Genomic DNA, 25684 nt, shown 5'->3' with positions numbered 1-25684 from the left:
ATCTATTTTAACTTTTAAGTTATTGTTTGGTTTTCAAAATTAAAATTTATGATCGTCCATATATTTTTCAATTTTCCTTTTCTCCCAATCTTTTCCGAAAAATAGGTTGGTTCCAAAAACGCCCAACCAATGGAAAAACAATCCTATTCCCCAAAATAACCAAGTAGAATACGTTCCAAAATGAGTAATTGCTCCTGTAAAACCATATTCGCCATCACTATCGTTGGTTAATCCGTAAATAATAATTGCGCTAATAAAAATATTTACAACAATATAAACCGCTAAATGAATGTAAAAACCTTTTATCTTTTCTACTCTTTTCTTCGCTAAAAGATATTTATGTTCTTCTGTAAAACTACTTTTGGTATTATCTATTCTTTCCATTTTCTTTCATTATTTGTTTAATTTTTTTCTCTTCCCAATCATTTCCTAATCCTAATTTAGAAAACCCAAATACTTGCACCCAATGTATGGCTACAGAAAATAACATTCCAAATCCTGCCAACCAGAAAAAGTGGAAATGTGGCACAAACATCAAGTTTACAGTTACAACTATGGGAAATGCAAAAATCATAACTGCTAAATGCATGTAGAAATCTTTTATTTCTTTTACTTTCTTTTTTGCTTTGATGTATTCTTGTTCTTCTATGTAATTATGTTCCATTTTATTTTTTCTCTTCGTTCATAAATTCTTTAATTTTTCGGTCTTCCCAGTTTTTTTCTAAACCTAATAACCGAATCCCGAAAACACTTAACCAGTGGCAAAAAAGCCCTAAACCCCAACCTATTAAAGAGAACCAAAACCAATGAAAATGAGGTTCAAATTTTAAATTTGTAAAAATAATGACTGGTATAATTACACAATAAACTGAAAGATGTGTGTAAAAAGCTTTTATATCTCTAACTCTTTTTTTTGCTTTTGCATATTGTTGAGCTTCAACGAAATCTTGCTTCATTTTAATTGTATTTATTATTATTGTTCTGCTCCATCATTTCCTTAATCTTTCTATCTTCCCAGTTTTTTCCCAAGAAAATATTGTAATTATTCACTTCTAAAAAATGAAAAGTCAAGCCTATTCCCCATCCAAAAATTGGAAACCAAAACCAGTGAAACCCAGGAGAGAATCTTAAATTGATGAAGATTAAAAACGGAATTACCAAACAGTAAGACGCTAAATTCTGATAAAATTCTTTCAATTTTTCTACTCTTTCTACTGCTCTAACATATTTACTATTTTCTAAATTATCTTGGTACATAATATTGTTCATTTTAATTAAGAGAGGTAAACTCACCTTAAATGTTTTGTTGTTATTTTCTATTTTCACTCCTTTATCAGTGATTAATCCATATCTATCAGCAATATTCTGCAAACCAACTTTGGTACTTTTTCCTATTGCTTCTTTAGGATTGATGTTGTTTTCTATAATTAAATAATTATCTTCTTGATAAATATTAATTGTTAAGGGTTTAGAGGTGGAAACCACATTGTGTTTCACTGCATTTTCTAATAAAAGTTGTAATGATAAAGGCACAATTTTCAACTCATTATTATCAATAGAATCAGGAATATTGAATTTTACAGCATCTTCAAAACGCATTCCTAACAATTCCATATACGTTTTTGCAAATTTTAATTCTTCTTCAATAGGTACTAAATCTTTATTTCTTTGCTCCAAAACATATCTATAAACTTTAGATAATTTTGTAGTAAATCTTTCAGCTTGATGTGGGTTTTCGCCAATTAAACTAGTTAAAACATTTAAACTATTGAATAAAAAATGCGGATCTAATTGGTTTTTTAAAGACTCAAATTTTGCAGTTTCTGTTTTTGCAACAATTTCTTGTTTGGTAGTTTCTTTTGTCATTGCTAACTTCCAATTCTTCATAAAACCTCTTGCATGTAAGAATGTTGAAATTCCTAAAGAAAGAATGATATAAAACAAGTGAATCCAAAGAAAATTACCTTTAAAAAAATTATCAGCTTGGTTACCATTTATTATCACAAACACCACATAATCAATCAATAAAACAACAGGAATTGTATATAAAACTGTGGCTATGATTCCTGCCCAAACTCTTTGATTTGTTTGTGTAATCCAACTCCATTTAGAAGATAAGTAATTGTTTATAAAACCATTACCAAAACCAATTCCAAAAGAATACATTCCAGAGATTATAAAAGACCACATAATACCCTCTACAGTTGTTTGACCGAAAATAATACTAAACAAGATTCCAAAAATTATGGTTAGTTTCAAACAAAGAATTGCTCCTTTTTTAATACTTCTTATCGTGTAAACCTCTTGATTGGTATTCATTTTTATCTTTTATTAAGTTTGATAAAGTTAAATATTAAAATTTAATTTCTAATTTTAAATCTTCATCTTTCAACATAAACTTTGCATTTTCGAAACTTGGTGGCGCAAAAGCCATTACGTTATTAGAAGAACCATAATCTTCTAAAGGCATTCTGTTTGCAGAAAAATCCATTTTATCGTTGTTATTTTTGTCATGATAACAAGTAACTGCATATTCTCCTGAAGGAACATTTTCGAAAACAATAGTTGACTTTCCATTTACAATTTTACCGTTTTTACCTTGAATTGGTTTCCCCATAAAATTGTCTTTAGTATATAATGCATATCCTATTTTCCCAGCATCTGAAGTTGCATTTACAACAGTTACAGTAATTGTTTGTGTGTTTTGAGCAGTAATCGAATTTGTAATTGATAACATTGCTACGACTAAAATTGATAGTAAAAATTTCATAATATTTGTGTTTAAGTGTTCCTATTAATTGTTATTGATGGTACAAAGATGCAACACAACCACAGTTTTTTAAATTAAAGAATACCCAACTGTAATTTTTTTATGCTGAATTGTAGTTTTCTATTAAAATGAAGATGTTTTCGTTTAAAATATTCAGTAATTAGATAAGAACATCAATAATATGAATTACTAAAAAGTAGCTTTTTCTAAAAATTCAATAATTATAAACTTCTTTTTTTATCAGATTGATAAAAATTAATAAAAACTCTTCATTTATAACCATTGAATCAAAAATTAATTTACATTTACACCATGTTTACAACAAAAAATAAAACAAATACTATAGTTCCCAGATTGCGCTTTCGCAGTCAAATTCGCTAATTCTTAAATTTAGCAAAAAGGAAACTATAATTTTTATTTTTTATCATGTATTACAATCACACAACAAACATCAAAAGCAAACAAAACCAAGTTATTACTTCTAATAACAATACTTTTGTACGCCGCTTTTTCTCTACACGCCCTTTGGGTGTTTAAAAAATTATGGAATTAGGTGAGTCCAATTCTGCATTTCAAAACAACAAAACAAATACATTTAACATTAAAACATCAATACAATGCAAATTGTAATTGCAAACAAATCTCATAGTATTTACGCAGAAACTATCTGTAAAACTATAGAAGAAGCTTCTAAAGTTAGAGGAACAGGAATTGCCAAACGTAAGCCAGAATACATTACAACCAAAATGGAAAATGGAAACGCAGTTATTGCTTTAGATGGCGATAAATTTGCAGGTTTCTGTTATATAGAAGCTTGGGGACATGGAAAATTCGTTGCCAATTCTGGTTTAATTGTACATCCAGATTTCAGAAATTTGGGTTTAGCAAAAAAGATAAAACAAGTCGTTTTTGAACATTCAAGAACAAAATTTCCAGACTCAAAAATCTTTAGTATTACAACTGGTTTAGCGGTTATGAAACTAAATAGCGATTTAGGCTACAAACCTGTTACTTTCTCGGAACTTACAGACGACCAATCTTTCTGGAAAGGTTGCCAAACTTGTAAAAATTACGATGTTTTAACAAGAACAGAACAAAAAATGTGTTTGTGTACAGGAATGTTGTACGATCCAAAGAAAGAAATAAAAGAAGAATCTAAAGAGGTTAAAAAAAACCGATTTGAAAGAATAAAGAATTTTAGACAAAACTTGTTTTTAAAAAAAGATAAAAAATAATTAAGATGAAAAAATTAGTAATTGCTTATAGTGGTGGTTTAGATACTTCATATTGTGCAGTAAGTTTATCAAAAGAATACGATGTACATGCAGTTAGCGTAAATACAGGTGGTTTTTCTGATGAAGAAATAAAAAATATAGAAAGTAATGCTTATAAAATGGGCGTTTCTACTTATAAAAATATTGATGCTGTTGCAACTTTCTACAACAAAGTAGTAAAATATTTAATTTTTGGAAATGTATTAAAAAATGCAACATATCCTTTATCAGTAAGTGCTGAAAGAATTATACAAGCCATAGAAATTATAGAATACGCAAAAAGTATAAATGCAGAATATATCGCTCATGGAAGTACTGGTGCAGGAAACGACCAAGTTCGTTTCGATATGATTTTTCAAACATTGGCTCCTGGAATTAAAATTATTACGCCAATTAGAGATGGAAAATTAACAAGACAAGAAGAAATAGATTATTTAAAATCTGAAGGTATTGATATGCCTTGGGAAAAATCGAAGTATTCTGTAAATAAAGGACTTTGGGGAACAAGTGTTGGTGGAGTTGAAACTTTAAAATCAGAAAAACCTTTGCCAAGTGAAGCATACCCTTCTCAATTAGAAAAAAACGGAGAAGAAAAAGTTACAATTACTTTTAAAAACGGAGAATTTGTAGCTTTAAATGGTGAAGAAAATAAACCAGAAATAAATATTGAAAATCTAAATGAAATTGCATCAAAATATGCAATTGGTAGAGATATTCATGTTGGAGATACTATTGTTGGTACAAAAGGAAGAGTTGGTTTTGAAGCTGCTGCTGCTATAATTACAGTTAAAGCGCATCATTTATTAGAAAAACATACGCTTACAAAGTGGCAATTACAGCACAAAGAATATTTATCGAGTTTTTACGGAATGCATTTGCATGAAGGTCAATATTTAGATCCTGTGATGAGAGATACTGAAGCTTTTTTACAAAGTTCTCAAAAAATGGTTTCTGGAAATGTGGTAGTTACTTTAAAACCATATCATTTTTCTTTAGATGGAATTGTTTCTAATCACGATTTAATGTCGAGCGCATTTAGTACGTATGGTGAAGAAAACAAAGCTTGGACTGCAGATGACGCAAAAGGATTTATCAAAATTTTAGGAAATCAGAATAAGATTTATCAACAAGTAAATAAATAAGGATGTTAGAAGTAGGAATTATTGGTGGTGCAGGTTATACAGCTGGTGAATTAATAAGGTTATTATTGAATCATCCTGAAACAAATATCAATTTTGTTTTTAGCACCTCAAATGCTGGCAATAAATTATATAAAGTGCATCAAGATTTAATTGGAAGCACAGAAATTGTTTTTTCTTCGGAAATTAATAAAAATGTTGATGTTTTATTCTTGTGTTTAGGTCATGGAAATTCAAAAGCGTTTTTAGAGAAAAATTCTTTTTCTGAAAGTACAAAAATCATCGATTTAAGTAACGATTTTAGATTGATTGCTGATATGAATTTCGAAGGAAAAGAATTTATTTATGGTTTACCAGAATTGCAAAAAGAAGCGATAAAATCGGCTAAATATATTGCAAATCCTGGTTGTTTTGCAACGGCTTTGCAATTAGCTGTTTTACCTTTAGCAGAAAACGGATTGTTGAAAAAAGACATTCATATTAATGCTGTAACTGGTGCAACTGGTGCAGGAACTTCATTATCTGCAACTACGCATTTTACGTATAGAGATAATAATTTTTCGCATTATAAAGCATTTACACATCAACATTTGGGAGAAATAAACCAAACAATCAATCAATTACAAAGCGATTATAATGATGATGTTATTTTTATTCCAAATAGAGGAAATTTCTCAAGAGGAATATTTGCCACGGTTTACACAAAATATGATGGAAGTGTAGATGACGCAAAAAAAATCTATAAAGAATTTTATAAAGATGCTGCTTTTACATTTGTTTCTGATGATGAAATTCATATGAAACAAGTAGTAAACACCAACAAATGTCTGATTCACTTAATGAAATACCACAACAAATTATTGATTACAAGTACGATTGATAATTTACTAAAAGGAGCTTCTGGTCAGGCAATTCAGAATATGAACTTAATGTTTGGTTTCGAGGAAACAACAGGAATTAATTTAAAAGCGAATTATTTTTAAACAAAAGCCCCTCCTAACCTCCCCAAAAGGGAGGAACTCTTACTCTTGTGAAAATATTTTTAAGAGTTTAATCGCAAGAGTAAGTGTTCCCTTCCTTTGGAAGGGTTAGGGTAGGCTAAAAATATAATATTATGAAAATAGCAATCATAGGAACAGGGAATTTAGGAAAATCTATTGCGAAAGGTTTAATTACCAACAACGCAATTACATCTTTGTACTTGACCAAAAGGAATTTAGAGGAACTTGAAGATTTAGATGGTTACAAAAATATATTCTTAACAACTGACAATCAGGAAGCTGTAAAAAATTCTGACATTTTAATTTTCGCGGTTCAACCTGCTCATTTTGAGAAGATTTTAAATGATATTAAACCATTATTGACAGAAAAACACACGATTGTTTCTACAATTACTGGTTTTGTAATTCCTAAAATTGAGGAAGAAATTGGTGCAGATAAATTTATTATTAGAGCAATGCCAAATACAGCAATTGCTGTTGGGAAATCGATGACGTGTATTTGTTCTAATACGCAAGGGAAAAAGAGAGTTCAATTAGCAGAAGCAATTTTTAACAGATTAGGACATTCTTTAGTAATTCCTGAAGCTCAAATGCAAGCTGCAACTGTGGTTTGCGCAAGTGGAATTGCTTTTTGGATGCGTTTAATTCGTGCGACAACTCAAGCTGCAATTCAGTTAGGTTTCGATGCAAAAGAAGCACAAGAATTGGCAATGTTTACCAGTGAAGGTGCTGCGAATTTATTAATTACAAATGGAAATCATCCAGAAGAAGAAATAGACCGAGTTACAACTCCAAAAGGTTGTACAATTACAGGTTTAAATGAAATGGAACATAAAGGTTTGAGTTCTTCATTAATTCAAGGAATGGTGGCTTCTTTTAATAAAATTAGTAATATTAAAAAAGAACAAATATAATGAGCTTATTTAATGTATATCCGTTGTTCGACATCACTCCTGTAAAGGCAAAAGATGTGTATGTTTACGATGAAAATAATACCGAATATTTAGATTTATATGGTGGACATGCTGTAATTTCTATTGGACATTCTCACCCAAAATATGTAAAAAATATTAGTGACCAAGTTGCAAAGATGGGATTTTATAGTAATTCTATTCAGAATCCGATGCAAGTTGAATTGGCGAACAAATTAGAAGAAATTTCTGGTTGCAAAGACTACGAGTTATTTTTATGCAATTCTGGTGCTGAAGCTAATGAAAACGCTTTAAAATTAGCTTCTTTTCATACTGATAAAAAGAAAGTTATTGCGTTTAAAAATGGTTTTCACGGAAGAACTTCTGCGGCTGTTGCTGCAACTGACAATCCAAAAATTATTGCGCCAATAAACGCACAACAAGAAGTCGAAATTTTAGAATTAGGCGATTTAGTTGGTTTGGAAAAAGCATTGGCAAAAAACGATGTATGTGCTGTTATTATAGAATTTATACAAGGTGTTGGAGGTTTAGACGAAAGCACTACTGCATTTTATGAAACTGCAGATAAATTATGTAAGAAATATAATACTTGTTTTATTGCGGATGAAGTTCAGTCTGGTTTTGGTAGAACTGGTGATTTTTTCGCTTTTCAAAAATTTAATGTAACTCCAGATATTATTTCGATTGCTAAAGGAATGGGAAATGGTTTTCCTGTGGGTGGAATTTTAATTCATCCTTCTATTAAAGCTTCTTTTGGTTTGTTAGGAACCACTTTTGGAGGAAATCACTTGGCTTGTGCTGCTACTTTAACGGTTTTAGATGTAATTAAAGAAGAGAAATTGATGGAAAATGTGAAAGATATTTCAACATATTTTATTGAAAAGTCAAAGGAAATTCCACAATTAAAAAATTTAAAAGGAAGAGGATTAATGTTAGGTTTGGAATTTGATTTTCCGATTGCAGAATTGCGTAAAAACCTGATTTATAATCATAAAATATTTACTGGAAGCGCAAAAAACCCTAATTTAATTAGAATTTTACCTTCTTTAACAGTTCAGAAAAAACATATTGATGTGTTTTTTGAAGCTTTAAAAAGTGAATTGAATTCTTAAAATTAAACGCAGAGACGCAAAGAATTTTCGCAAAGTTTTTTTTTCAAGAATGAAACTGAAAACTGTTACTGTAAACTGAATACTGAAAATATGAACACATTACTTTCCATAGAAACAAGAAATAAAGTATTGCTAACAATGGCAACACTTTTAGACGAAGAAAGAGAAGCAATTATCAGCATCAATAAAAAAGATTTAGACGCTTATAATGGTAATGATATTTCTATGTTTGATCGTTTAAAAGCAGATGATGCAAAAGTAAACGAAATGATTACTGCTGCTAAACATTTGGCTTCTCAAGAAGATCCTGTTGGTGTAGAACGTTTTAGTTTTAAACATGATAATGGCATGCAGGTTTATAATAAAACTGCTTCTTTTGGAACTGTTTTAATCATTTATGAATCGAGACCAGATGTAACTGTAGAAGCTGCAGGAATTGCATTTAAATCTGGAAATAAAATTCTTTTAAAAGGCGGAAAAGAGTCTTTAAATTCCAATTTAAAAATAGTTGAGCTTTGGCACAAGGCATTAGAAACACACAATGCTTCAAAAGACTGGGTAGAATATTTACAGTTTAACAGAATAGAAACACAAGCTTTTTTAGAAAACCCTTCGCAAAAATTAGATTTAATTGTGCCAAGAGGTGGCGAAAAATTAATTGCTTTTGTTAAACAACATGCAACTTGTCCTGTAATTATTAGCGGACGTGGAAATAACTTTGTCTATGTTCAAAAGGAAGCAGATTTACAAATTGCTATTGATGTTATTATCAATGGAAAAAGTAAAATATCTGCTTGTAATGCTGTAGATAAGGTTTTAATTGATAAAAATCTTCCAAATAAAGACAATTTTATAAAAACCTTAATTTCAAAATTAAAAGAAGTTAAAATTGAAGTTTTAGGGGATGAAATTGTTGCAGGAAATCACAATTTAAATGTCATAGATTCTGATGCAGTTTGGTCTGAAGAATTTTTAGATTATAAAATTGTAGTTGGAGAAATTTCTTCCACAGAAAAAGCTATAGAAATGATTAACAATTATTCTGGTGGACATTCTTCTGCGATTATTACAAAAAATGAAATTGAAGCAAAATTATTTATGGAAAATGTAGATACTGCTGCAGTTTATCATAATGCTTCCACAAGATTTACAGATGGTGGTCAATTAGGTTTGGGTGGCGAATTAGCAATAAGTACAGATAAATTACACCAACGTGGCCCAATTGGTTTGCAACATTTGGTAACTAATAAATGGTACATTTTTGGAAATGGACAAATAAGAAAATAGTTAGCAGTTTTTCAGTCGGCAGTTGGCAGTCAAAAGCTATGTGACTTTGTGAGAAAAAAATAAATACAATGCAAAAAAAGAAAAGAATTTTACTAAAAGTTGGTTCTAATACTTTAACAAAAGAAACCAATAATATTTCAAGAGGGAAAATTGAAGATATTGCAAATCAGATTGCAAAATTAAAAGATTCTTGTGAGTTTGTTATTGTAAGTTCTGGTGCAATTGCAGTTGCGAAACAGTTTGTAAAATTAGAAAGTAAACACGAAGAAGTTTTTGTAAAACAAGCTTTGGCATCTATTGGTCAGCCACATTTAATTAGAATTTATCAAGAAATTTTTAGAGAATATGGTTTGTTAACTTCTCAATGCCTTCTCTCCTATTCAGATTTTGAAAAACAAGAAAGTAAAACAAATATTGTAAATACAATTAATGTTTTAGTGAGCAATAACTATATACCTATTATCAACGAAAATGATACAGTTGCTACAGATGAAATAAAATTTGGTGATAACGATAAATTAGCCGCATTAACAGCGTCTTTATTAGAGGTAGATTTATTAGTAATTGCTACAAATACAGATGGAATTTACACAAAAGAATCCATCAAAAATAATGCACCAAAAACGATAGAAATAGTATCAAATTTTGAAGACTTAAGAAAAGAGGTTGTCAATTCTAAATCTTCTTTGGGAACTGGGGGAATGGAATCTAAAATTGAAGCTGTTGCAGTTGCAAAAAAAGCAAATATAGAAACTTGGATTGTAAATGGTTTAAAGGACAATTTTATTACAAATGCGTTTGAAAATAAAATTCCGTTTACTAAAATAAAGTAATATTTATTACAAGGGATTAAAACCCCTTGTCGAAAAAATAAGAACATGAAAAATTACACACACATAAACGATATCGACGATATTAATTCTTGGATTAAAGAAGCAAAAGCGCTTAAGAAAAATCCATTAAAAGATATTGAATTAGGAAAAAACAAAACATTGGGATTGTTATTTTTTAATTCAAGTTTAAGAACACGTTTAAGTACTCAAAAAGCAGCATTAAATTTAGGAATGAATCCTATTGTAATGAATGTTTCTGGTGATGCTTGGGGAATTGAATTTTTGGATGGAACAGTTATGAATGGAAATACTGCAGAGCACATTAAAGAAGCTGCGCAAGTCGTTTCGCAGTATTGTGATGTAATTGCAGTTAGAGCTTTTCCTACTTTAATTGAGAAAGATAAAGACGAAAGTGAATTGGTTTTATCTTCTTTTGTAAAATATGCTTCTGTACCTATTATAAATATGGAAAGTGCAACTGGACATCCTTTACAAGGTTTTACAGATGCAATTACTATTTCAGAAAACGCCACGAAGAAAAAACCAAAAGTAGTTTTAAGTTGGGCGCCGCATATTAAAGCATTACCTCATGCAGTTGGAAATAGTTTTGTACAAACGATGCAAAAAATGGATGTTGAATTTGTAATTACAAATCCTGAAGGTTATAATTTAAACCCAGAAATTACAAAAGACACACCTATTTATCACAATCAAAAAGAGGCTTTAAAAGATGCCGATTTTGTTTATACAAAAAACTGGAGTTCTTACGACGATTATGGAAAAATCCTGAAAACAGATTCAGATTGGATGATTACTAATGAAAAAATAGGTAATGCAAAATTTATGCATTGTTTGCCAGTTAGAAGAAATCTTGTGGTCGAAGATGCTGTTTTAGATGGAGAAAATTCTTTAGTGATTGAACAAGCAAATAATAGAACTTTTGCAGCGCAATTAGTTTTGAAAAAGATTTTAGAAAATGGATAAAGAGAAACTATCAATCATAAAAATTGGAGGAAATATTATTGAAGATGCAACTTCTTTAGATGCTTTTCTTGAATTATTCTCTAATTTAGAAGGAAAGAAAATATTGGTTCATGGAGGTGGAAAACGCGCTACAAGTATTGCATCAAAATTAGGTATTGAATCTAAAATGGTGAATGGTAGAAGAATTACAGATAAAGAAACTTTAGAAGTAATTACAATGGTTTATGGTGGTTTAGTCAATAAAAATGTAGTAGCAAAACTACAAGCTTTAAATATTGATGCAATTGGTTTGACTGGTGCAGATATAAACAGTATTCAATCAGAAAAAAGACCTGTAAAAGAAATAGATTTTGGTTTTGTTGGTGATGTAAAAAAAGTAAATCATACAAATATTGATAAATTAATTCAGGCTGATTTTACACCCGTTTTTTGTGCGATTACACACGATGGAAATGGACAATTATTAAATACAAATGCAGATACAATAACTTCTCAGGTTGCAGTTGGAATGAGTAATTTATACGAAACATCTATTTATTATTGTTTTGAATTAAATGGTGTTTTACAAGATTTTAACGATAAGGAATCTGTAATTAAAAATATAAATACTGATAAATACAAACAACTTTTAGAAGATAACATTATTGTAGATGGAATGATTCCTAAAATTGACAATTGCTTTGATGCTTTACAAAACGGAGTTGAAAAAGTACATATTGGAAACACTTCTATGTTCACAAAAGAAAATAATAACTTTACAACAATTACTTTATAAATGGAAATTCAACAATTAACAGAAAATGCGATTTCACTTTTAAAAAGATTAATTGAAACGCAATCTTTTTCATCAGAAGAAGATAAAACGGCTCTTTTAATAGAAAACTGGTTTACGAGCCATAATATTCCTTTTACAAGAACAAAAAACAACGTTTGGGCAACCAATAAATATTTTGATGAAAGCAAGCCTACAATGCTTTTAAACTCTCATCACGATACTGTAAAACCAAATTCAGCTTACACAAACGATCCTTTTGAAGCTTTTGTGGAAGATGGCAAATTATTCGGTTTAGGTTCTAATGATGCAGGTGGATGTTTGGTTTCATTAATGGCAACTTTTACACATTTTTATCAGCAAAAAGACTTAAAATACAATTTGGTAATTGTAGCTTCTGCTGAAGAAGAAAGTAGCGGACCAAATGGTTTAAATTCTATGTTGGCAATAATTCCACATATTGATGTTGCCATTGTTGGAGAACCAACCTTAATGAATTTAGCAGTTGCAGAAAAAGGTTTGGTGGTTTTTGATGCAGTTGTAGAAGGAACTCCAAGTCATGCAGCACATCCAAACAATAATAATTCAATTTATAATTCGATTGAAGTTTTACAGTGGTTTAAAGATTTTAAGTTTGATAAAACTTCAAAAGCTTTGGGTGATGTAAAAATGACAGTTACACAAATTAAAGCAGGTTCTCAACATAATGTTGTTCCTGCACATGTAGATTTAGTGGTTGATGTTCGTGTAAATGACGCTTATTCTAATCAAGAAATTGCGGATATTTTACAAGAAAATTCACCTTGTACAAAAATAACTCCAAGAAGTTTAAAATTAAATTCTTCAGCAATTTCTGTGGAACACGATTTAGTAAAAGCAGGAATTGCCATGGGAAGAGAAACTTATGGTTCTCCAACATTATCTGACCAAGCTTGCTTAACTTGTCAATCTTTAAAATTAGGACCTGGAGACAGCACACGTTCTCATTCTGCAAATGAATTTATTTATGTCGCAGAAATTGAGGAAGGAATAGAAATATACGTGGAATTGTTGAATCGTGTAATTGGTTAAATTTTGTAATAATTAAAAAATAATCGAAAATGTTATTTCGACCTTGTGGAGAAATCTTAATAATGAGATTTTTCAACTTCATTTTTGCTACGCAAGCTACTTTCAATCAAAATATATTTTGATTTCAGTAATGCTCAAAATGACATTTTAATATAATAAGAAAAATATGAAACTTTGGGATAAAGGATTTTCAATAGACAAACAAATAGAACTTTTTACAGTTGGTAACGATCGAGAAATTGATATACATATTGCAAAATATGATGTTCAGGCTTCGTTAGCACATGCAATTATGTTAGAATCTATTGGAATTATAACTGCAGATGAGCTAAAAGACTTAAAAAGAGGCTTGCAAGAATTAGCAACAGATATCGAAAATGGAGACTTTGTTATTGAAGAATCTTTTGAAGATGTACATTCTAAAATTGAATGGGAGTTAACAAACAAATTAGGTGAAGTTGGTAAGAAAATTCACACAGCACGTTCTAGAAACGACCAAGTTTTAGTGGCACTACAATTATATTACAAAGAAAATTTATCAATAATAAATGAGAAGACTAAAACACTTTTTGATACACTTTTAAATCTTGCTGAAACACATAAAGAAAGCCTTTTACCCGGTTATACACATTTGCAAGTAGCAATGCCATCTTCTTTCGGATTGTGGTTTTCTGCTTATGCAGAATTACTAATTGACGATGTTTATATGCTTAATGCTGTCGCAAAAGTTGTAGACCAAAATCCTTTAGGTTCTGCTGCTGGTTATGGAAGCTCCTTCCCTATTGACAGAGAATTAACCACCAAAGAATTAGAATTTTCAACACTAAAATACAACGTGGTTGCAGCACAATTAAGTCGTGGAAAAAGTGAGCGTTCAATTGCATCTGCTTTGGGTGGCTTGTGTAATACAATGTCACGTTTTGCCATGGATGTTTGTTTATATATGAGTCAGAATTTTGGTTTTATAACTTTTCCAGATGAATTAACAACAGGAAGTAGTATTATGCCACACAAGAAAAATCCGGATGTTTTTGAATTAATTCGTGGAAAATGTAATAAAATTCAGGCTTTGCACACAGAAATGGTAATGATTACTAACAATTTACCAACAGGTTATCACAGAGATTTTCAATTATTGAAAGAAAATATCATCAATGCATTTGAAGATGTAAAAGATATTTTAGACATTTTTAATTACTCGATTCAGCAGGTTATTGTAAAAGATATCGATTTGAATGATGAGAAATATCAATATTTATTTACGGTAGATTCTATCAATAATTTAGTGGTTGAAGGAATGTCTTTTAGAGAAGCCTACCAACAAATTGGAGGTCAAGTACAAGCAGGAACTTACAAACCAGATTTAGGAAAACAACATTCTCATGTGGGAAGTATACATAATTTGAGTTTGGATAAGATTGCTGAAAAATATCCGAAATAATTAAACTCGTAAAAGTTTAAAATTCAAAATAAGAAAAAGCTCTATTTATATATTTTAAATAGAGCTTTTAATTTATAAGTAAAAGTTTACACCCACATCAAAACTAAAAATATCTTTCATTTTTACTTCTTTTGTTGTAATAGCGTACCATAAATAAGATTCTACAGTTCCTACTTCAAAATAAAAATCGGCACCTTTAAAGATTTTAGTGTTTTTAAAATTTTGATGTACAGAAGCACCTGCATACAACGTAAAATGAATAGCTGTAGGAACATAATAACCATCTGGATATTTACTTGGAAGTGTGGTAAATGTGGTTGTACCAATATCTAAAGTAGTCGCAAAACCAGCAATTGGAGAAATAGTTAAGTTTTTACCAATCTCTTTTTTAATTATTGGAAAAGTGTTTTTTATTGTTATTAAATGTATTCTATCTGCTTGGGAAATAGATTTTGGTACGTAACCATATAATAGTTCTGAAAACAATACATTCTCGAAAACTTCATACCCAATACCAAGAGAAATAAAACCAATGTTACCTCCAAATTGCATTTTTACATAATCTGGCTTGTACCATGGTTTTTTATCATTAGAACTTGGCTCTTGTGCATTAAAAAAAGTAACGTATATTAATGCTATAGATACTATAATATTTTTTTTAGTCTTCATTTTGTTTATAGCTCTATCAATTCAACATTAAAACTTTTTTCTTGTACAGTTACAATTCCATAACCTAAATCTTTTAGTGATGGTACCGTAAAATAACTTACATCTCCTTGTTCATAAGAATAAGTGTGAGTATGACCATGTAAAGATAAAGGCACGTTATTCTCTTTCAATATTGTTCTATATTTTTGTTCCATTTCATCATTAAATTGATCGCCATTTGGTGGAATATGTGCAATTACAAATACTTGATTATAATTCTCATTTCCAATTAACTCACTAGACAACCAATTAAAATCTGGGTCTTTATTACTCTCTAAAACAACATCATCAAAAAGCACAAATTTGTTATTATTAAATTCGAAAGAGTAATTATAATCTCCAAACATTGTTTTGTATATAAAACCTCCATTTGAATTATAATCGTGATTTCCAATAACTGTAAAGTATGGTTTTTTTAAAGTTTTCATTATATCATAAAAAAACTCATACTCTTTTAATAATGCTTGATCTGCAATATCACCTCCAAAAATTACAAACAAAACATCTTCTCTTTTGTTTATGTCATCTATTACTGCTTTAAGATCATCATAATAATAGTGAACATCCGAAAGAAATGCGAACTTAAACTCTTGAGATTGGACTGTAATATTTTCTAATAATTGTAGATTTTTAGAGGTTGTATTTTTATTTGAAGCTTTTACATTTGCTTCATATACACTAAATTCAAAAAAGTGTTCACAGGAAGAAAAAAAACCTGCAAATATCAATAGTATTATTATTCTAAAATATTTCATTTTTTTATTATCATTTTAAAGGTACTCATTATCAAATCCATACAAATTTATAGGTTTTTAAAAAGTTTAAATATACATACATAGACGTGTTAAACTTATAATCTTACAGAAATAATTAAAAATTTTAGAAATAAAAATTTACAAATTTTAACTAATTAATTTTAGTAGAAGTTCCTGTAAAAATAAGTTTTTGATTACAAGCGTTATGTAGGTATAACTATTAAAACTTTAGAAATTAGAACTGTGTTAAAACTATTTCGTTTTAAATATTCTTTAATTTTTTTTAAAAAAATTAGGAAGAATTAAATCGAGTAAATAAATATTACATTTCGAGATATTGGTTTAATTATATATTAGATTGAAACTGAATAATTTTTGAAAAGAGAAAAACCTTTGTGAAAGCAAAAAAACTCGAAGTAAGTGTGTTAAGGATTGAGCCTTTCGACTTCGCTCAAGACAGGCTAATTGTTTGAGCTCTTTTTTAATTTTCATAAAAAAACGAGTAGCGAAAGCCCGTTAAAACGCCCAAAACAAAATTAAAACAAATTCTGTTCTTTAAAATATTTAAGAGGTACAAACAACATTCCAAAACATTGGCTGTCTTCTTTACCCATATTTTTATGGTGCACTTTGTGTGCTTTTCTTAAAGCTTTTAAGTATCTATTATCTGTGTTTTTAAACCATTTAAAACGTTGGTGAATTAAAACATCGTGTACTAAAAAATAGGCAATTCCGTAACATAAGATTCCTAAACCAATAAAAAGTAAATATGTGTGTGGTGTGTAGGTTCCTAAAAAAAATAATGCCATACTAGGTATCGCAAAAACGATAAAAAAAGCATCATTTTTTTCGAAAACATGAGGATAACCTGGCTCATGATGGTCCTCGTGTAAAAACCAGCCAAAACCATGCATTACATACTTATGTGTAAGCCAAGTTACACATTCCATCAATAAAAAAACAGCTAGCGTAATTAATGCGTATAACATTTTAAATCATGTTTAATTTATATTTTACATAACTTCTTGCAAGCAAATTTATTTTCATTGGATCAGATATTCTAATTCTGGTGTCCATAATTTGTTCTGAAGGTACATTACTTAATTTCTTTAATAACCTTCTGTAATATCTATATGCCATATATACTCCGAATTTTGCTTCTACTGGTAATTTTAAAATTCCATTTTTAAATGCATAATCGAAATCGGCTTCAATTTCGTCTATAATTATTTGTTTTGAAGATTGGTCTAATTTACCTAAATCGATATTTGGAAAATAAGAACGATTTAACAACTCTAAATCGTCTTTTAAATCTCTTAGAAAATTTACTTTCTGAAAAGCGGACCCCAAACGCATTGCTGCATCTTTTAATTCGTTAAATTGATCATTATCTCCATTTACAAACACTTTTAAACACATTAAACCTACAACGTCTGCAGAACCATAAATATACGCATCATATTCTTCTTTTGTTTGATATTCTGTTTTGTATAAATCGGCTTTCATGCTCGATAAAAAAGCCTGTACCATGTGATCTGGAATATTATATCTATTTACAGTTTGCTGGAAAGAGTTTAAAATAGGGTTTAAGCTAATCCCTTTTTCTTGTGCTAAGTAATAATCTTTCTCGAAATGCGCCATTAACTCCTCTTTATCATAATCATGAAAAGTGTCTACAATCTCATCAGCAAAACGAACGAAACCATAAATATTATAGATATCTGTTCTAATTTTTGGGGACAACATATTTACAGCCAAAGAAAAAGAAGTGCTGTATTTTTTTGTAACAAGTTTGCTACAATCATTTGAAACCGTATCAAATAATTCTTTCATAGTTAATGTTGTTTTTTTATAATTAATTCCGACGCTATTTTTCCAGAAATTAATGCTGGTGGAACTCCTGGGCCTGGAACCGTTAACTGACCTGTAAAATATAAATTTTTTACTTTACTGCTTTTAATTTTTGGCCTTAAAAAAGCTGTTTGCAATAAAGTATTTGCCATACCATAAGCATTGCCTTTATAAGAGTTGTATTCTTCTTTAAAATCGTTTACACAAAACGATCTATTAAATAATACGTATTTTTTAACTTCTTGGTTTGTTAATTTTTCAAATCTTTCTATTATTTTATTAAAATACGTTTCTCTTAATGTTGCTGTATCTTCAATTCCTGGTGCTAAAGGAATTAAGAAAAAACCTGCTTCTTTACCTTCTGGTGCAGAAGTCTTATCTGTCATAGAAGTAAAGTTAGCATAAAATAATGGATCTGTGGGCCATTTTGGATTATCGTAAATTTCTTTTGCATGTGCATCGAAATCTGAATCGAAAAATAACGTATGATGACTAGCATTTGTTATTTTCTTATTAAAACCAACATAGAATAATAAAGATGATGGTGCAAATATTTTCTTATCCCAATATTTTTCTGAGTACTGTCTTAAACTTTCGTCTAATAAGGTTTCTGTGTGATGATAATCTGCGCCACTTAAAATTAAATTTGTTTTAACTTCCTTACCATTTACCAACAAACCTTTAACGTTTTTGTTTATATCTGTTAGAATTTTTTCGACATTTGAATTTATCTGAAAATTTACACCTAAAGATTCTGCTAAAGAAACCATACCTTCTACAACTTTATACATTCCTCCTCTTGGATGCCAAGTTCCTAGGCCAAAATCTGCATAATTCATAAAGTTATAAAACGCAGGAGTATTGCTAGGTTTTGCTCCTAAAAATAAAACTGGAAATTCTAAAATTTGAATTAATTTAGAACTCTTTATATTTTTTCTTACTTGTTTTCTAATTGTTGAAAAAAACTGTGTAACTCTAGCTACAGTTTTTGTTGTTACCAATTCTAAAGGTGAAATTCCTGGTCTGTAAACCAAATCTAAGATAGCAGTTTCGTAATTCGATTTTGCAGAGTCTAAAAAAGTTTTTAAATGCTTTGCGCTTCCTTTTTCTTCTTCTTCGAACATTTTATAAATGTCTTCTAAATTTTCTGATATTTTTAAAGATGAATTTTCACCAAAATAAACCTCATAACCAGGATTTAGTTTATCCAACGTATAATAATCTGAAGGTTTTTTACCAAAATCGGCAAAAAAACGTTCAAAAACATCTGGCATCCAGTACCAAGATGGACCAAGATCGAATGTAAATCCATCTTTTTTAAATTGCCTTGCTCTTCCTCCTAACGTACTATTTTTCTCTAAAACAGTAACTTTGTAACCTTCTTTTGCTAAATAACAAGAAGCTGCAAGTGCAGAAAATCCTGATCCAATAATGTGAATTTCTTTATCCATAAAATATAATGTTTAACAAATATATTAATTTATTAAACAGTTTTAAGTTTAGTAACTGAAATTTATAAGACTTTTAACACTTCTTTTACAGAATTATAAAGTGACAAGTTAAAATTATAATCACTTTTTTTGAGTAAAGTAGTTTTATGACCAATTGCAATAAATTGATGATTTTTATCTTTTAAAGCCTTTTCAATTTCAATAAAATAAGCATTCAATTTATCATCATAAGGTTGCACTGTTAACGAAGTAATAAAACAGATTTCTCTATCATTATCGAAAAAATGATGCAAATTATCTAAAGGCAAACTTTGCCCTAAATATATTGTATGATTTCCTCTTAGAACCAACTCATAATTTAAATATAATAAACCTAGTTCGTGAATTTCGTTTTCTGGTAAAAACAAAACATATGTATTTTTCGATTTTGGGATACTATATTGTAATTTCTCTGTATTCGTATGTATTTTTTGAGCAATTAAATTAGATATAAAATGTTCGTGGGCAGGTAAAACTGTATCTGTTTGCCACAATAAACCAATATGATTTAAAAAAGGCATAAAAACATCTTTAAAAATTTCTCTGAATGTTTTTTTATGCAATAACTGGTCATAAGTATTATTAAACAACGCTTTATCGAATTGTAACATCGATAATTTTAAAGAATTAATAGCTTCGTCTTCTATTGCTAAAGAAAATGCCAATTCTCTTGCTTGGAGTTTTATTTCCTCGTCATTCATTTTGGCAATTTTAGAAACTTTGTAGTTGTTTTTGTTTAATAAAACAACATTTAAAAGTTTTTGTAAATTGCTATGAGAGTAATAACGAATGTTTGTATCTGTTCTTTTTGGCTCTAATAAATTATATCGTTTTTCCCATATACGTATAGTATGAGCCTTAATTCCTGAAATATTTTCAAGGTCTTTAATCGTAAAATCTTGCTTAATATTGTTCAATATAATTAAATTATGTTTGAACAAATGTAAAAAAATTTACATCAAAAAAATATTTTTTTAAAGAATTGTAACATTTTATACTTTTGAGCTACTTATAAATAACAATCAACCAACAAAGCAAGTGCATAAAGATTTAGAGAAGAATTTTTTAGCGGACTTTGAAAAAAATCAGAATATTGCGCATAAAATTTGTAGACTTTATACTACAAACCAAAGTGCTCACAACGATTTATTTCAAGAAATAACCATACAGGTTTGGAAAAACTACCCAAAATTTCGGGGAGATTCTAAATTTAGTACATGGATGTATAGAGTAGCATTAAATACAGCGATTTCGTTATATAGAAAATCTACTCGAAAAGTGAAAACACAAGATTTTAGTGATGTTGCTTTTAAAGTAAAAGCAACAGATTACGATGATACTGAAGAAGTACAATTAAAGGCTCTTTACAAAGCAGTTCATCAATTAAATGATATTGATAAGGCACTTATTTTTTTATACTTAGAGGATAAACCTTACAAGGAAATTTCGGAAACATTAGGTATTTCTAGTGTAAATGCAAGAGTAAAAATGAACAGAGCAAAGGAAAAATTAAAAAACATATTAAACCCATAATTATGGATTTATTAGAAAATTATAAAAAGGCTTGGGTAAACCAGCCAGAAGAAATTAGTAAATTTTCTGCTATTGAAATTTACAAGTTAGCGCACTCAAAATCATCATCTATTGTAAAATGGATTTTTATTATTGGTATTTTAGAGTTTATATTTTTAAACTCACTGTACTTTTTTGTTGATATGGATGATGCTTACGCAGAGTATAAAAAAATAGGATTAGAAAATTTTATATATTTCTCACAGATAGTATTTTATATAATAATCTTCTATTTTTTGATGAAGTTTTATTTGAATTATCGAAAAATTTCTACTTCAGATTCTACTAGAGTTTTAATGAAAAAAATTCTAAAAACTAGAAAAACTGTTCGAAATTATGTGATTTTCAACTTAATTTATATTGCTTTAATCTCAGTTATTGTAATGGTTGCTGAAATAAATTTAAATTTTCAAGACTTTAATGCAAAACAAATTATATTGTTTTGCTTATTAACTCTTTTATTAACAACAGTAATGTTAGCAGTCTTGTATTTATTTTACAGACTACTTTATGGAATTTTATTAAAAAAATTGAAAAGAAATTACAAGGAATTGGCTAAATTAGACAGCGCAAACTAAAAGAGTTGTTATGAAAAAGTTTTTATCTGTTTTATGTATCTGTTTATCATTAACTTGTTTTTCACAAAAAGCAGATTTCTGGGACAATGTACAATATGGAGGTGGATTTACCTTGGGTTTTGGAAACAACCAAACTACAGTAGGTATTTCGCCAAGTGCTATTTATAATTTTAACAATGGTTTTTCTTTAGGAACTGGTGTAAATTATTTGTACTCTAGAATTAACGACTTTACTACAAATGTTTATGGTGCAAGTATAATTTCTTTATATCAAACAGATTTTGGTATACAATTTTCTGGAGATTTAGATTATTATTTTGCAAAACAAACCGATTTTAGCAGTAATAATTCTGTAAAAACAAATTTCCCAGCTCTACATTTAGGTGTTGCTTATAACCAAGGAAGATTTGCTGTTGGTATAAGATATGATGTTTTATATGATGAGAATAAGAGCGTATTTGCTTCGCCAATTTCACCAGTTGTCCGTTTTTATTTCTGATAATTTATCAATTCTTTCAATAAAATTTTGTGCATTTCCTCTGTATAATCTAAATGCGTAACAATTCTAATTCTTCCTTCTCCCATTGGCGTTAAAAGAATATTTTTTCCTTTCATACTATTGATAAAATTGTCTGCTCCTATTTTTTCATCAACATAAAATATTATAATATTTGTTTCAATAGTTTCCACTTTTGTAACATAAGAAACTGACTTTAAAACAACTCCTATTTCTTGTGCTTTTTTATGATCTTCTGCCAATCTTTCTATATGATTGTCTAATGCATAGATTGCTGCAGCTGCCAAAAAACCAGCTTGCCTCATAGCTCCTCCAAATAATTTCCGAATTCTTAGTGCTTTAGCAATATGCTCTTTACTTCCTACTAAAATAGAACCAATTGGTGCTCCTAAACCTTTAGATAAACAAATAGAAATGGTATCGAATATTGCCCCATATTGTTTTGGAGTTTCATTTTTTGCAACCAAAGCATTAAATAAACGTGCTCCATCTAAATGAAAAGCCAAGTTATTTTCTTTGGAAATTTTCTGCAATTTTTCCAATTCAGAAAAATCCCAACAAGCTCCACCACCTTTATTTGTGGTGTTTTCGATACAAACTAAGCTCGAAAACGGAACATGAATATCCGATCTTCCTGCAACTGCTTCTTGTAATTGTGCAGCAGTAAACATTCCTCTGTTTCCATCAATTAATTTACAGGTTACTCCAGAATTAAATGCTGCTCCTCCACCTTCGTAATTATAAACATGTGCGTATTTATCGCAAATTAATTTATCTCCAGGTTGTGTATGTAATTTTATAGCTGCTTGATTCGCCATTGTTCCAGAGGGAAAAAATAAAGCATCTTCCATTCCAAACATTTTGGCAACTTTTTCTTGCAACTCATTTACTGTTGGATCCATTTTAAAAACATCATCACCAACTTTTGCAGTAATCATTACTTCCAACATTTCTTTTGTTGGTCTAGTTACAGTATCTGAAATTAAGTCTATTATCATATTTCTTATATATCTGCTAAAATTATGCTATTTTAAAAAAAACACAAACAAAATAACGTTATTTTTAAGAATTAAAAATTATAATATCTTTTTGTTAATAGTATTTTTGGTATTAATAATATTCTATTTTTTCTTATGAAACATATTAAATTATTTTTGATGGTTGCATTTTCTTTCCTTGCAATATCTACAAATTCTCAAAATTATTTTACAGAATCAATTTCAGAGAATCTTCTTACATATAATTTAAAAAATTATCCAGAAAAAATATTTATTCATTCAGATAAAACCTTTTATTCTAATGAAGATACTGTTTGGTTTTCTGCGTATTTAGTGAATGGAGTAACACATCAAAAATCACAAAAAAGTGCTTTAATCTATGCTGAGTTAATTAACGAAAAAGATAGCGTTATTGATCGTAAAAAACTTTTTATAAACAATTTAAATACTGCTGGAGATTTTAAATTATCTAAGAATATAAAATCTGGAAACTATAAAATAAGAGCCTACACAAATTATATGAGAAATAAGGATCCTGATTTTTTTTTCCAAAAGGAAATAAAAATTTGGTCTTCTAATAAATTAGAAAATAATAAAGAAAGCACTCAAAAAAATAATACTTATAATAATATTGAGATTAAACCAGACATAAGTTTTTACCCTCAAGGAGGCTATTTAGTAGATGGACTTTTAAATAAAGTAGCTATAAAATTAAAAGATGCTATTTTTAATGAAGTTAAAATTAATGGAATAATTAGGGATGAAAATAATAATGAAATTACCAGTTTTAAATCTGTAGAATTTGGTTTAGGAGAATTTTTTATTACTCCAGAAAAAGGTAAAACATATTTCGCAGTTATAAAAAAAACGAGAAAACATATACTTACAAACTACCCATTTCATTAGAAAAAGGATTTGTTGTTAATGCCACAAATAATCAAAAAGAATTATTTATTGACTTAAAGTCGACAACTATTAATGGTTTGCTAGGTACTTCTTTAGTTATTCATCAACGAGGAAAATTAATATATAACAACTCTTTTAGCAATGTTGTAAATTCTAAAACTCTAAAGATTCCAATAAAAATGCTAAATAGTGGTGTTTTACATATAACACTTTTCAATTCGAATACCCAACCTGTTTGTGAGCGTCTTATTTTTATTGAAAACGACAATAAAAAAACAGCCATTTCAATAGAAAAACCAAAAGAATATTTTGGAAATAGAAAAAAAATTACTCTAAAAATAAATGTGGAAGATGCACTAAAAAACAACATTCCTAGTAAACTTTCTATGACTGTAAAAGATTTGAATATTTCCCCAGAAAATACCAAAGAAGAAAACATAAAAACTTGGTTATTATTAAATTCCGATTTAAGAGGAAAGATTAAAAACCCTAATTATTTTTTTGAAAACGAAAACATTAGAAAACGTAGATATTTGTTAGATTTAGTTATGTTAACACATGGTTGGAGGAGATTTACTTGGCAAGAAATAAACACAAATCAACAAAATAAGCAAAAATTTGAAGCTGAAAAAGGAATTATTATTTCTGGTAAAACTTTAAATATGGAAGCTCCTTATGGAATTAAATCTGTGCCAACAAGATTAACATTTATTGGAAAGGTTTATGAACAAGAACCTATTCAAAAATCTAATAATAATGGAGAATATTCTTATGGTCCTTTTTTATTTTTTGATAGCATTCCTGTACTTGTAGAAGCCAGAATTAATAATTTTCAATCTAATGAAATTAAAGACAGAAAAATATTAATAATCCCAAATACCTTTGAAGAAGTAGCAAAATTGCCATTAAAATCGAATAACGAAGGCGAAAAAAGACCTAAAAATGATGTTGATTCCTATTTAAAATTTCAGAAATATTTAGAAGATATTAAAAATCAATTTAAACAATCTGACTATATTTTAGATGAAGTTGTTGTAAATTCTAAATTGAAAAATTTAGAAGATATAAGAGAAGAAAACATGAATGCAAGAGCTTCGTATGGATTTGCTACAAACAGGTTTGATGTTACAAAACATAATTATGGTAGCAACTCTGCTTTACAATTATTTAATAGTATTTTAGGAGTAAGAGTAATTAATGATTCACTTATAATAACAAGACAACCAAATGAAAGACCGCTTTTAATGTTAGATGAAAATCCAATCGATGTTTCAGATTTATCTTTAATTTCTGCTTCAGAAATTTCATTTATCGACGTTTTAACAGGTGGAGATGCTTTAATGCTTAGTAGTAATGGTGCAGTAATTTCTATGTACTCCAAACAAGGTGGTGGGTTTAACTCGAAAAGAAAAGTAAAAAGAAAGCCAGGCATTATAGATTATATTGCATCAGGCTTTTATACTGCAAAAGAATTTTATGCTCCAGATCATATAAATGGTTTTGAAGAACAAACTAAAGCAGATATTAGAACAACTTTACATTGGGCACCAAATATTGTTATAGATGGAAAAAAAGCTGTAGAAATATCGTTTTTCACGTCGGATGCAGACAGTAAATACGTTATAGAAGTCCAAGGAATTACAACTTCTGGAATTCCACTTTACCAAACCACAGAAATTACTGTAGACTAAAT

Annotated in this window: 28 protein-coding genes; 16 read left to right on the top strand and 12 right to left on the bottom strand. The window is 28.9% G+C overall.

Annotation, left to right across the window (positions count from 1 at the left end):
* Positions 1–39: 39 nt before the first annotated feature.
* Genes H9I45_RS01530 through H9I45_RS01510 form a run of 5 tightly spaced genes read right to left on the bottom strand, consistent with a single transcriptional unit; the run spans position 40 to position 2770 of the window.
* On the bottom strand, positions 40–384 hold the full coding sequence (locus tag H9I45_RS01530; protein WP_088353694.1) for a 2TM domain-containing protein: 345 nt from the start codon (positions 382–384) through the stop codon (positions 40–42).
* Positions 368–664 carry a 2TM domain-containing protein gene (locus tag H9I45_RS01525; protein ID WP_088353695.1) on the bottom strand — a complete coding sequence of 99 codons (297 nt, stop codon included), beginning with the start codon at positions 662–664 and terminating at the stop codon, positions 368–370. Before H9I45_RS01525 ends, H9I45_RS01530 begins: the two co-directional genes overlap by 17 nt.
* Before the next feature lies 1 nt (position 665).
* The gene (locus H9I45_RS01520; protein WP_088353696.1) at positions 666–956 is read right to left on the bottom strand and encodes a 2TM domain-containing protein; all 291 of its coding nucleotides are present in this window, start codon (positions 954–956) and stop codon (positions 666–668) included.
* A gap of 1 nt (position 957) precedes the next feature.
* Positions 958–2319, bottom strand: coding sequence for a 2TM domain-containing protein (locus tag H9I45_RS01515; RefSeq protein ID WP_088353697.1), 1362 nt, complete (start codon positions 2317–2319; stop codon positions 958–960).
* Between the two features lie 34 nt (positions 2320–2353).
* On the bottom strand, positions 2354–2770 hold the full coding sequence (locus H9I45_RS01510) for a DUF2141 domain-containing protein (protein WP_088353698.1): 417 nt from the start codon (positions 2768–2770) through the stop codon (positions 2354–2356).
* Between the two features lie 617 nt (positions 2771–3387).
* Here H9I45_RS01510 and H9I45_RS01505 point away from each other — a divergent pair.
* The 11 genes from H9I45_RS01505 to argH all read left to right on the top strand — a co-directional run bounded on the left by H9I45_RS01505 (position 3388) and on the right by argH (position 14616).
* Positions 3388–4005 (top strand): GNAT family N-acetyltransferase, encoded by a 618-nt coding sequence (locus H9I45_RS01505; RefSeq protein WP_088353699.1) that lies wholly within the window; start codon positions 3388–3390, stop codon positions 4003–4005.
* A 5-nt stretch (positions 4006–4010) separates the two neighbouring features.
* Positions 4011–5186 carry an argininosuccinate synthase gene (locus H9I45_RS01500; RefSeq protein ID WP_088353700.1) on the top strand — a complete coding sequence of 392 codons (1176 nt, stop codon included), beginning with the start codon at positions 4011–4013 and terminating at the stop codon, positions 5184–5186.
* Between the two features lie 2 nt (positions 5187–5188).
* Entirely contained in the window at positions 5189–6166 is a 978-nt protein-coding gene (argC, locus tag H9I45_RS01495; RefSeq protein WP_088353701.1) for an N-acetyl-gamma-glutamyl-phosphate reductase, read from the top strand.
* A gap of 131 nt (positions 6167–6297) precedes the next feature.
* Positions 6298–7098, top strand: coding sequence for a pyrroline-5-carboxylate reductase (proC, locus tag H9I45_RS01490; protein ID WP_088353702.1), 801 nt, complete (start codon positions 6298–6300; stop codon positions 7096–7098).
* Positions 7098–8228, top strand: coding sequence for an aspartate aminotransferase family protein (locus tag H9I45_RS01485; protein ID WP_088353703.1), 1131 nt, complete (start codon positions 7098–7100; stop codon positions 8226–8228). The genes proC and H9I45_RS01485 overlap by 1 nt, the downstream gene beginning before the upstream one ends.
* A 90-nt stretch (positions 8229–8318) precedes the next feature.
* Positions 8319–9515 carry a glutamate-5-semialdehyde dehydrogenase gene (locus tag H9I45_RS01480; RefSeq protein ID WP_088353704.1) on the top strand — a complete coding sequence of 399 codons (1197 nt, stop codon included), beginning with the start codon at positions 8319–8321 and terminating at the stop codon, positions 9513–9515.
* A 68-nt stretch (positions 9516–9583) separates the two neighbouring features.
* The gene (gene proB / locus H9I45_RS01475) at positions 9584–10348 is read left to right on the top strand and encodes a glutamate 5-kinase (RefSeq protein WP_088353705.1); all 765 of its coding nucleotides are present in this window, start codon (positions 9584–9586) and stop codon (positions 10346–10348) included.
* Between the two features lie 45 nt (positions 10349–10393).
* Positions 10394–11332 carry a Rossmann-fold NAD(P)-binding domain-containing protein gene (locus H9I45_RS01470; protein WP_088353706.1) on the top strand — a complete coding sequence of 313 codons (939 nt, stop codon included), beginning with the start codon at positions 10394–10396 and terminating at the stop codon, positions 11330–11332.
* Positions 11325–12107 carry an acetylglutamate kinase gene (gene argB, locus H9I45_RS01465; protein ID WP_088353707.1) on the top strand — a complete coding sequence of 261 codons (783 nt, stop codon included), beginning with the start codon at positions 11325–11327 and terminating at the stop codon, positions 12105–12107. The genes H9I45_RS01470 and argB overlap by 8 nt, the downstream gene beginning before the upstream one ends.
* Entirely contained in the window at positions 12108–13175 is a 1068-nt protein-coding gene (locus tag H9I45_RS01460; RefSeq protein ID WP_088353708.1) for a M20 family metallo-hydrolase, read from the top strand.
* 166 nt (positions 13176–13341) lie between these two features.
* Positions 13342–14616: an argininosuccinate lyase gene (argH, locus tag H9I45_RS01455; RefSeq protein WP_088353709.1), complete on the top strand. Its 1275-nt coding sequence runs from the start codon at positions 13342–13344 to the stop codon at positions 14614–14616.
* 72 nt (positions 14617–14688) lie between these two features.
* On the opposite strand, the gene H9I45_RS01450 is transcribed toward argH, so the two are convergent.
* From H9I45_RS01450 to H9I45_RS01425, 6 genes are all read right to left on the bottom strand, one after another.
* Positions 14689–15285: a hypothetical protein gene (locus H9I45_RS01450; protein ID WP_088353710.1), complete on the bottom strand. Its 597-nt coding sequence runs from the start codon at positions 15283–15285 to the stop codon at positions 14689–14691.
* Between the two features lie 5 nt (positions 15286–15290).
* Complete coding sequence (locus H9I45_RS01445) at positions 15291–16079, bottom strand: metallophosphoesterase family protein (protein ID WP_088353711.1); 789 nt, start codon at positions 16077–16079, stop codon at positions 15291–15293.
* Between the two features lie 536 nt (positions 16080–16615).
* Positions 16616–17068 carry a sterol desaturase family protein gene (locus H9I45_RS01440; RefSeq protein WP_088353712.1) on the bottom strand — a complete coding sequence of 151 codons (453 nt, stop codon included), beginning with the start codon at positions 17066–17068 and terminating at the stop codon, positions 16616–16618.
* Position 17069: 1 nt separating this feature from the next.
* A complete protein-coding gene (locus H9I45_RS01435; protein WP_088353713.1) occupies positions 17070–17912 on the bottom strand; it encodes a phytoene/squalene synthase family protein in 843 nt (280 codons plus the stop codon).
* Positions 17913–17914: 2 nt separating this feature from the next.
* Entirely contained in the window at positions 17915–19381 is a 1467-nt protein-coding gene (crtID, locus tag H9I45_RS01430; RefSeq protein WP_088353714.1) for a bifunctional phytoene desaturase/3,4-desaturase, read from the bottom strand.
* Positions 19382–19443: 62 nt separating this feature from the next.
* Positions 19444–20337, bottom strand: a complete 894-nt coding sequence (locus tag H9I45_RS01425; protein ID WP_088353715.1) for a MerR family transcriptional regulator — start codon at positions 20335–20337, stop codon at positions 19444–19446.
* A gap of 121 nt (positions 20338–20458) precedes the next feature.
* On the opposite strand from H9I45_RS01425, the gene H9I45_RS01420 reads away from it, so the two are divergent.
* From H9I45_RS01420 to H9I45_RS01410, 3 genes are read left to right on the top strand one after another with little or no spacing between them, the layout of a single operon-like run.
* Positions 20459–20953, top strand: coding sequence for an RNA polymerase sigma factor (locus H9I45_RS01420; RefSeq protein WP_088353716.1), 495 nt, complete (start codon positions 20459–20461; stop codon positions 20951–20953).
* A 2-nt stretch (positions 20954–20955) separates the two neighbouring features.
* On the top strand, positions 20956–21570 hold the full coding sequence (locus tag H9I45_RS01415; RefSeq protein ID WP_088353717.1) for a DUF8845 family protein: 615 nt from the start codon (positions 20956–20958) through the stop codon (positions 21568–21570).
* Positions 21571–21580: 10 nt separating this feature from the next.
* Entirely contained in the window at positions 21581–22069 is a 489-nt protein-coding gene (locus H9I45_RS01410; RefSeq protein WP_088353718.1) for a hypothetical protein, read from the top strand.
* On the opposite strand, the gene H9I45_RS01405 is transcribed toward H9I45_RS01410, so the two are convergent.
* Positions 22060–23085 carry a threonine aldolase family protein gene (locus tag H9I45_RS01405; RefSeq protein WP_088353719.1) on the bottom strand — a complete coding sequence of 342 codons (1026 nt, stop codon included), beginning with the start codon at positions 23083–23085 and terminating at the stop codon, positions 22060–22062. The genes H9I45_RS01410 and H9I45_RS01405 overlap by 10 nt on opposite strands.
* A gap of 135 nt (positions 23086–23220) precedes the next feature.
* Here H9I45_RS01405 and H9I45_RS01400 point away from each other — a divergent pair, with 135 nt between their 5' ends.
* Positions 23221–23991, top strand: a complete 771-nt coding sequence (locus H9I45_RS01400; protein WP_191141243.1) for a hypothetical protein — start codon at positions 23221–23223, stop codon at positions 23989–23991.
* 179 nt (positions 23992–24170) lie between these two features.
* The gene (locus H9I45_RS01395) at positions 24171–25682 is read left to right on the top strand and encodes a hypothetical protein (RefSeq protein WP_191141242.1); all 1512 of its coding nucleotides are present in this window, start codon (positions 24171–24173) and stop codon (positions 25680–25682) included.
* Positions 25683–25684 lie beyond the last annotated feature (2 nt).

The sequence above is a fragment of the Polaribacter haliotis genome (genome assembly GCF_014784055.1).
In the GTDB taxonomy this organism is placed as follows: Bacteria; Bacteroidota; Bacteroidia; order Flavobacteriales; family Flavobacteriaceae; genus Polaribacter; species Polaribacter haliotis.
The sequence above is the reverse complement of the archived record's forward strand: the minus strand, read 5'-3'. Positions and strand labels throughout refer to the sequence as shown.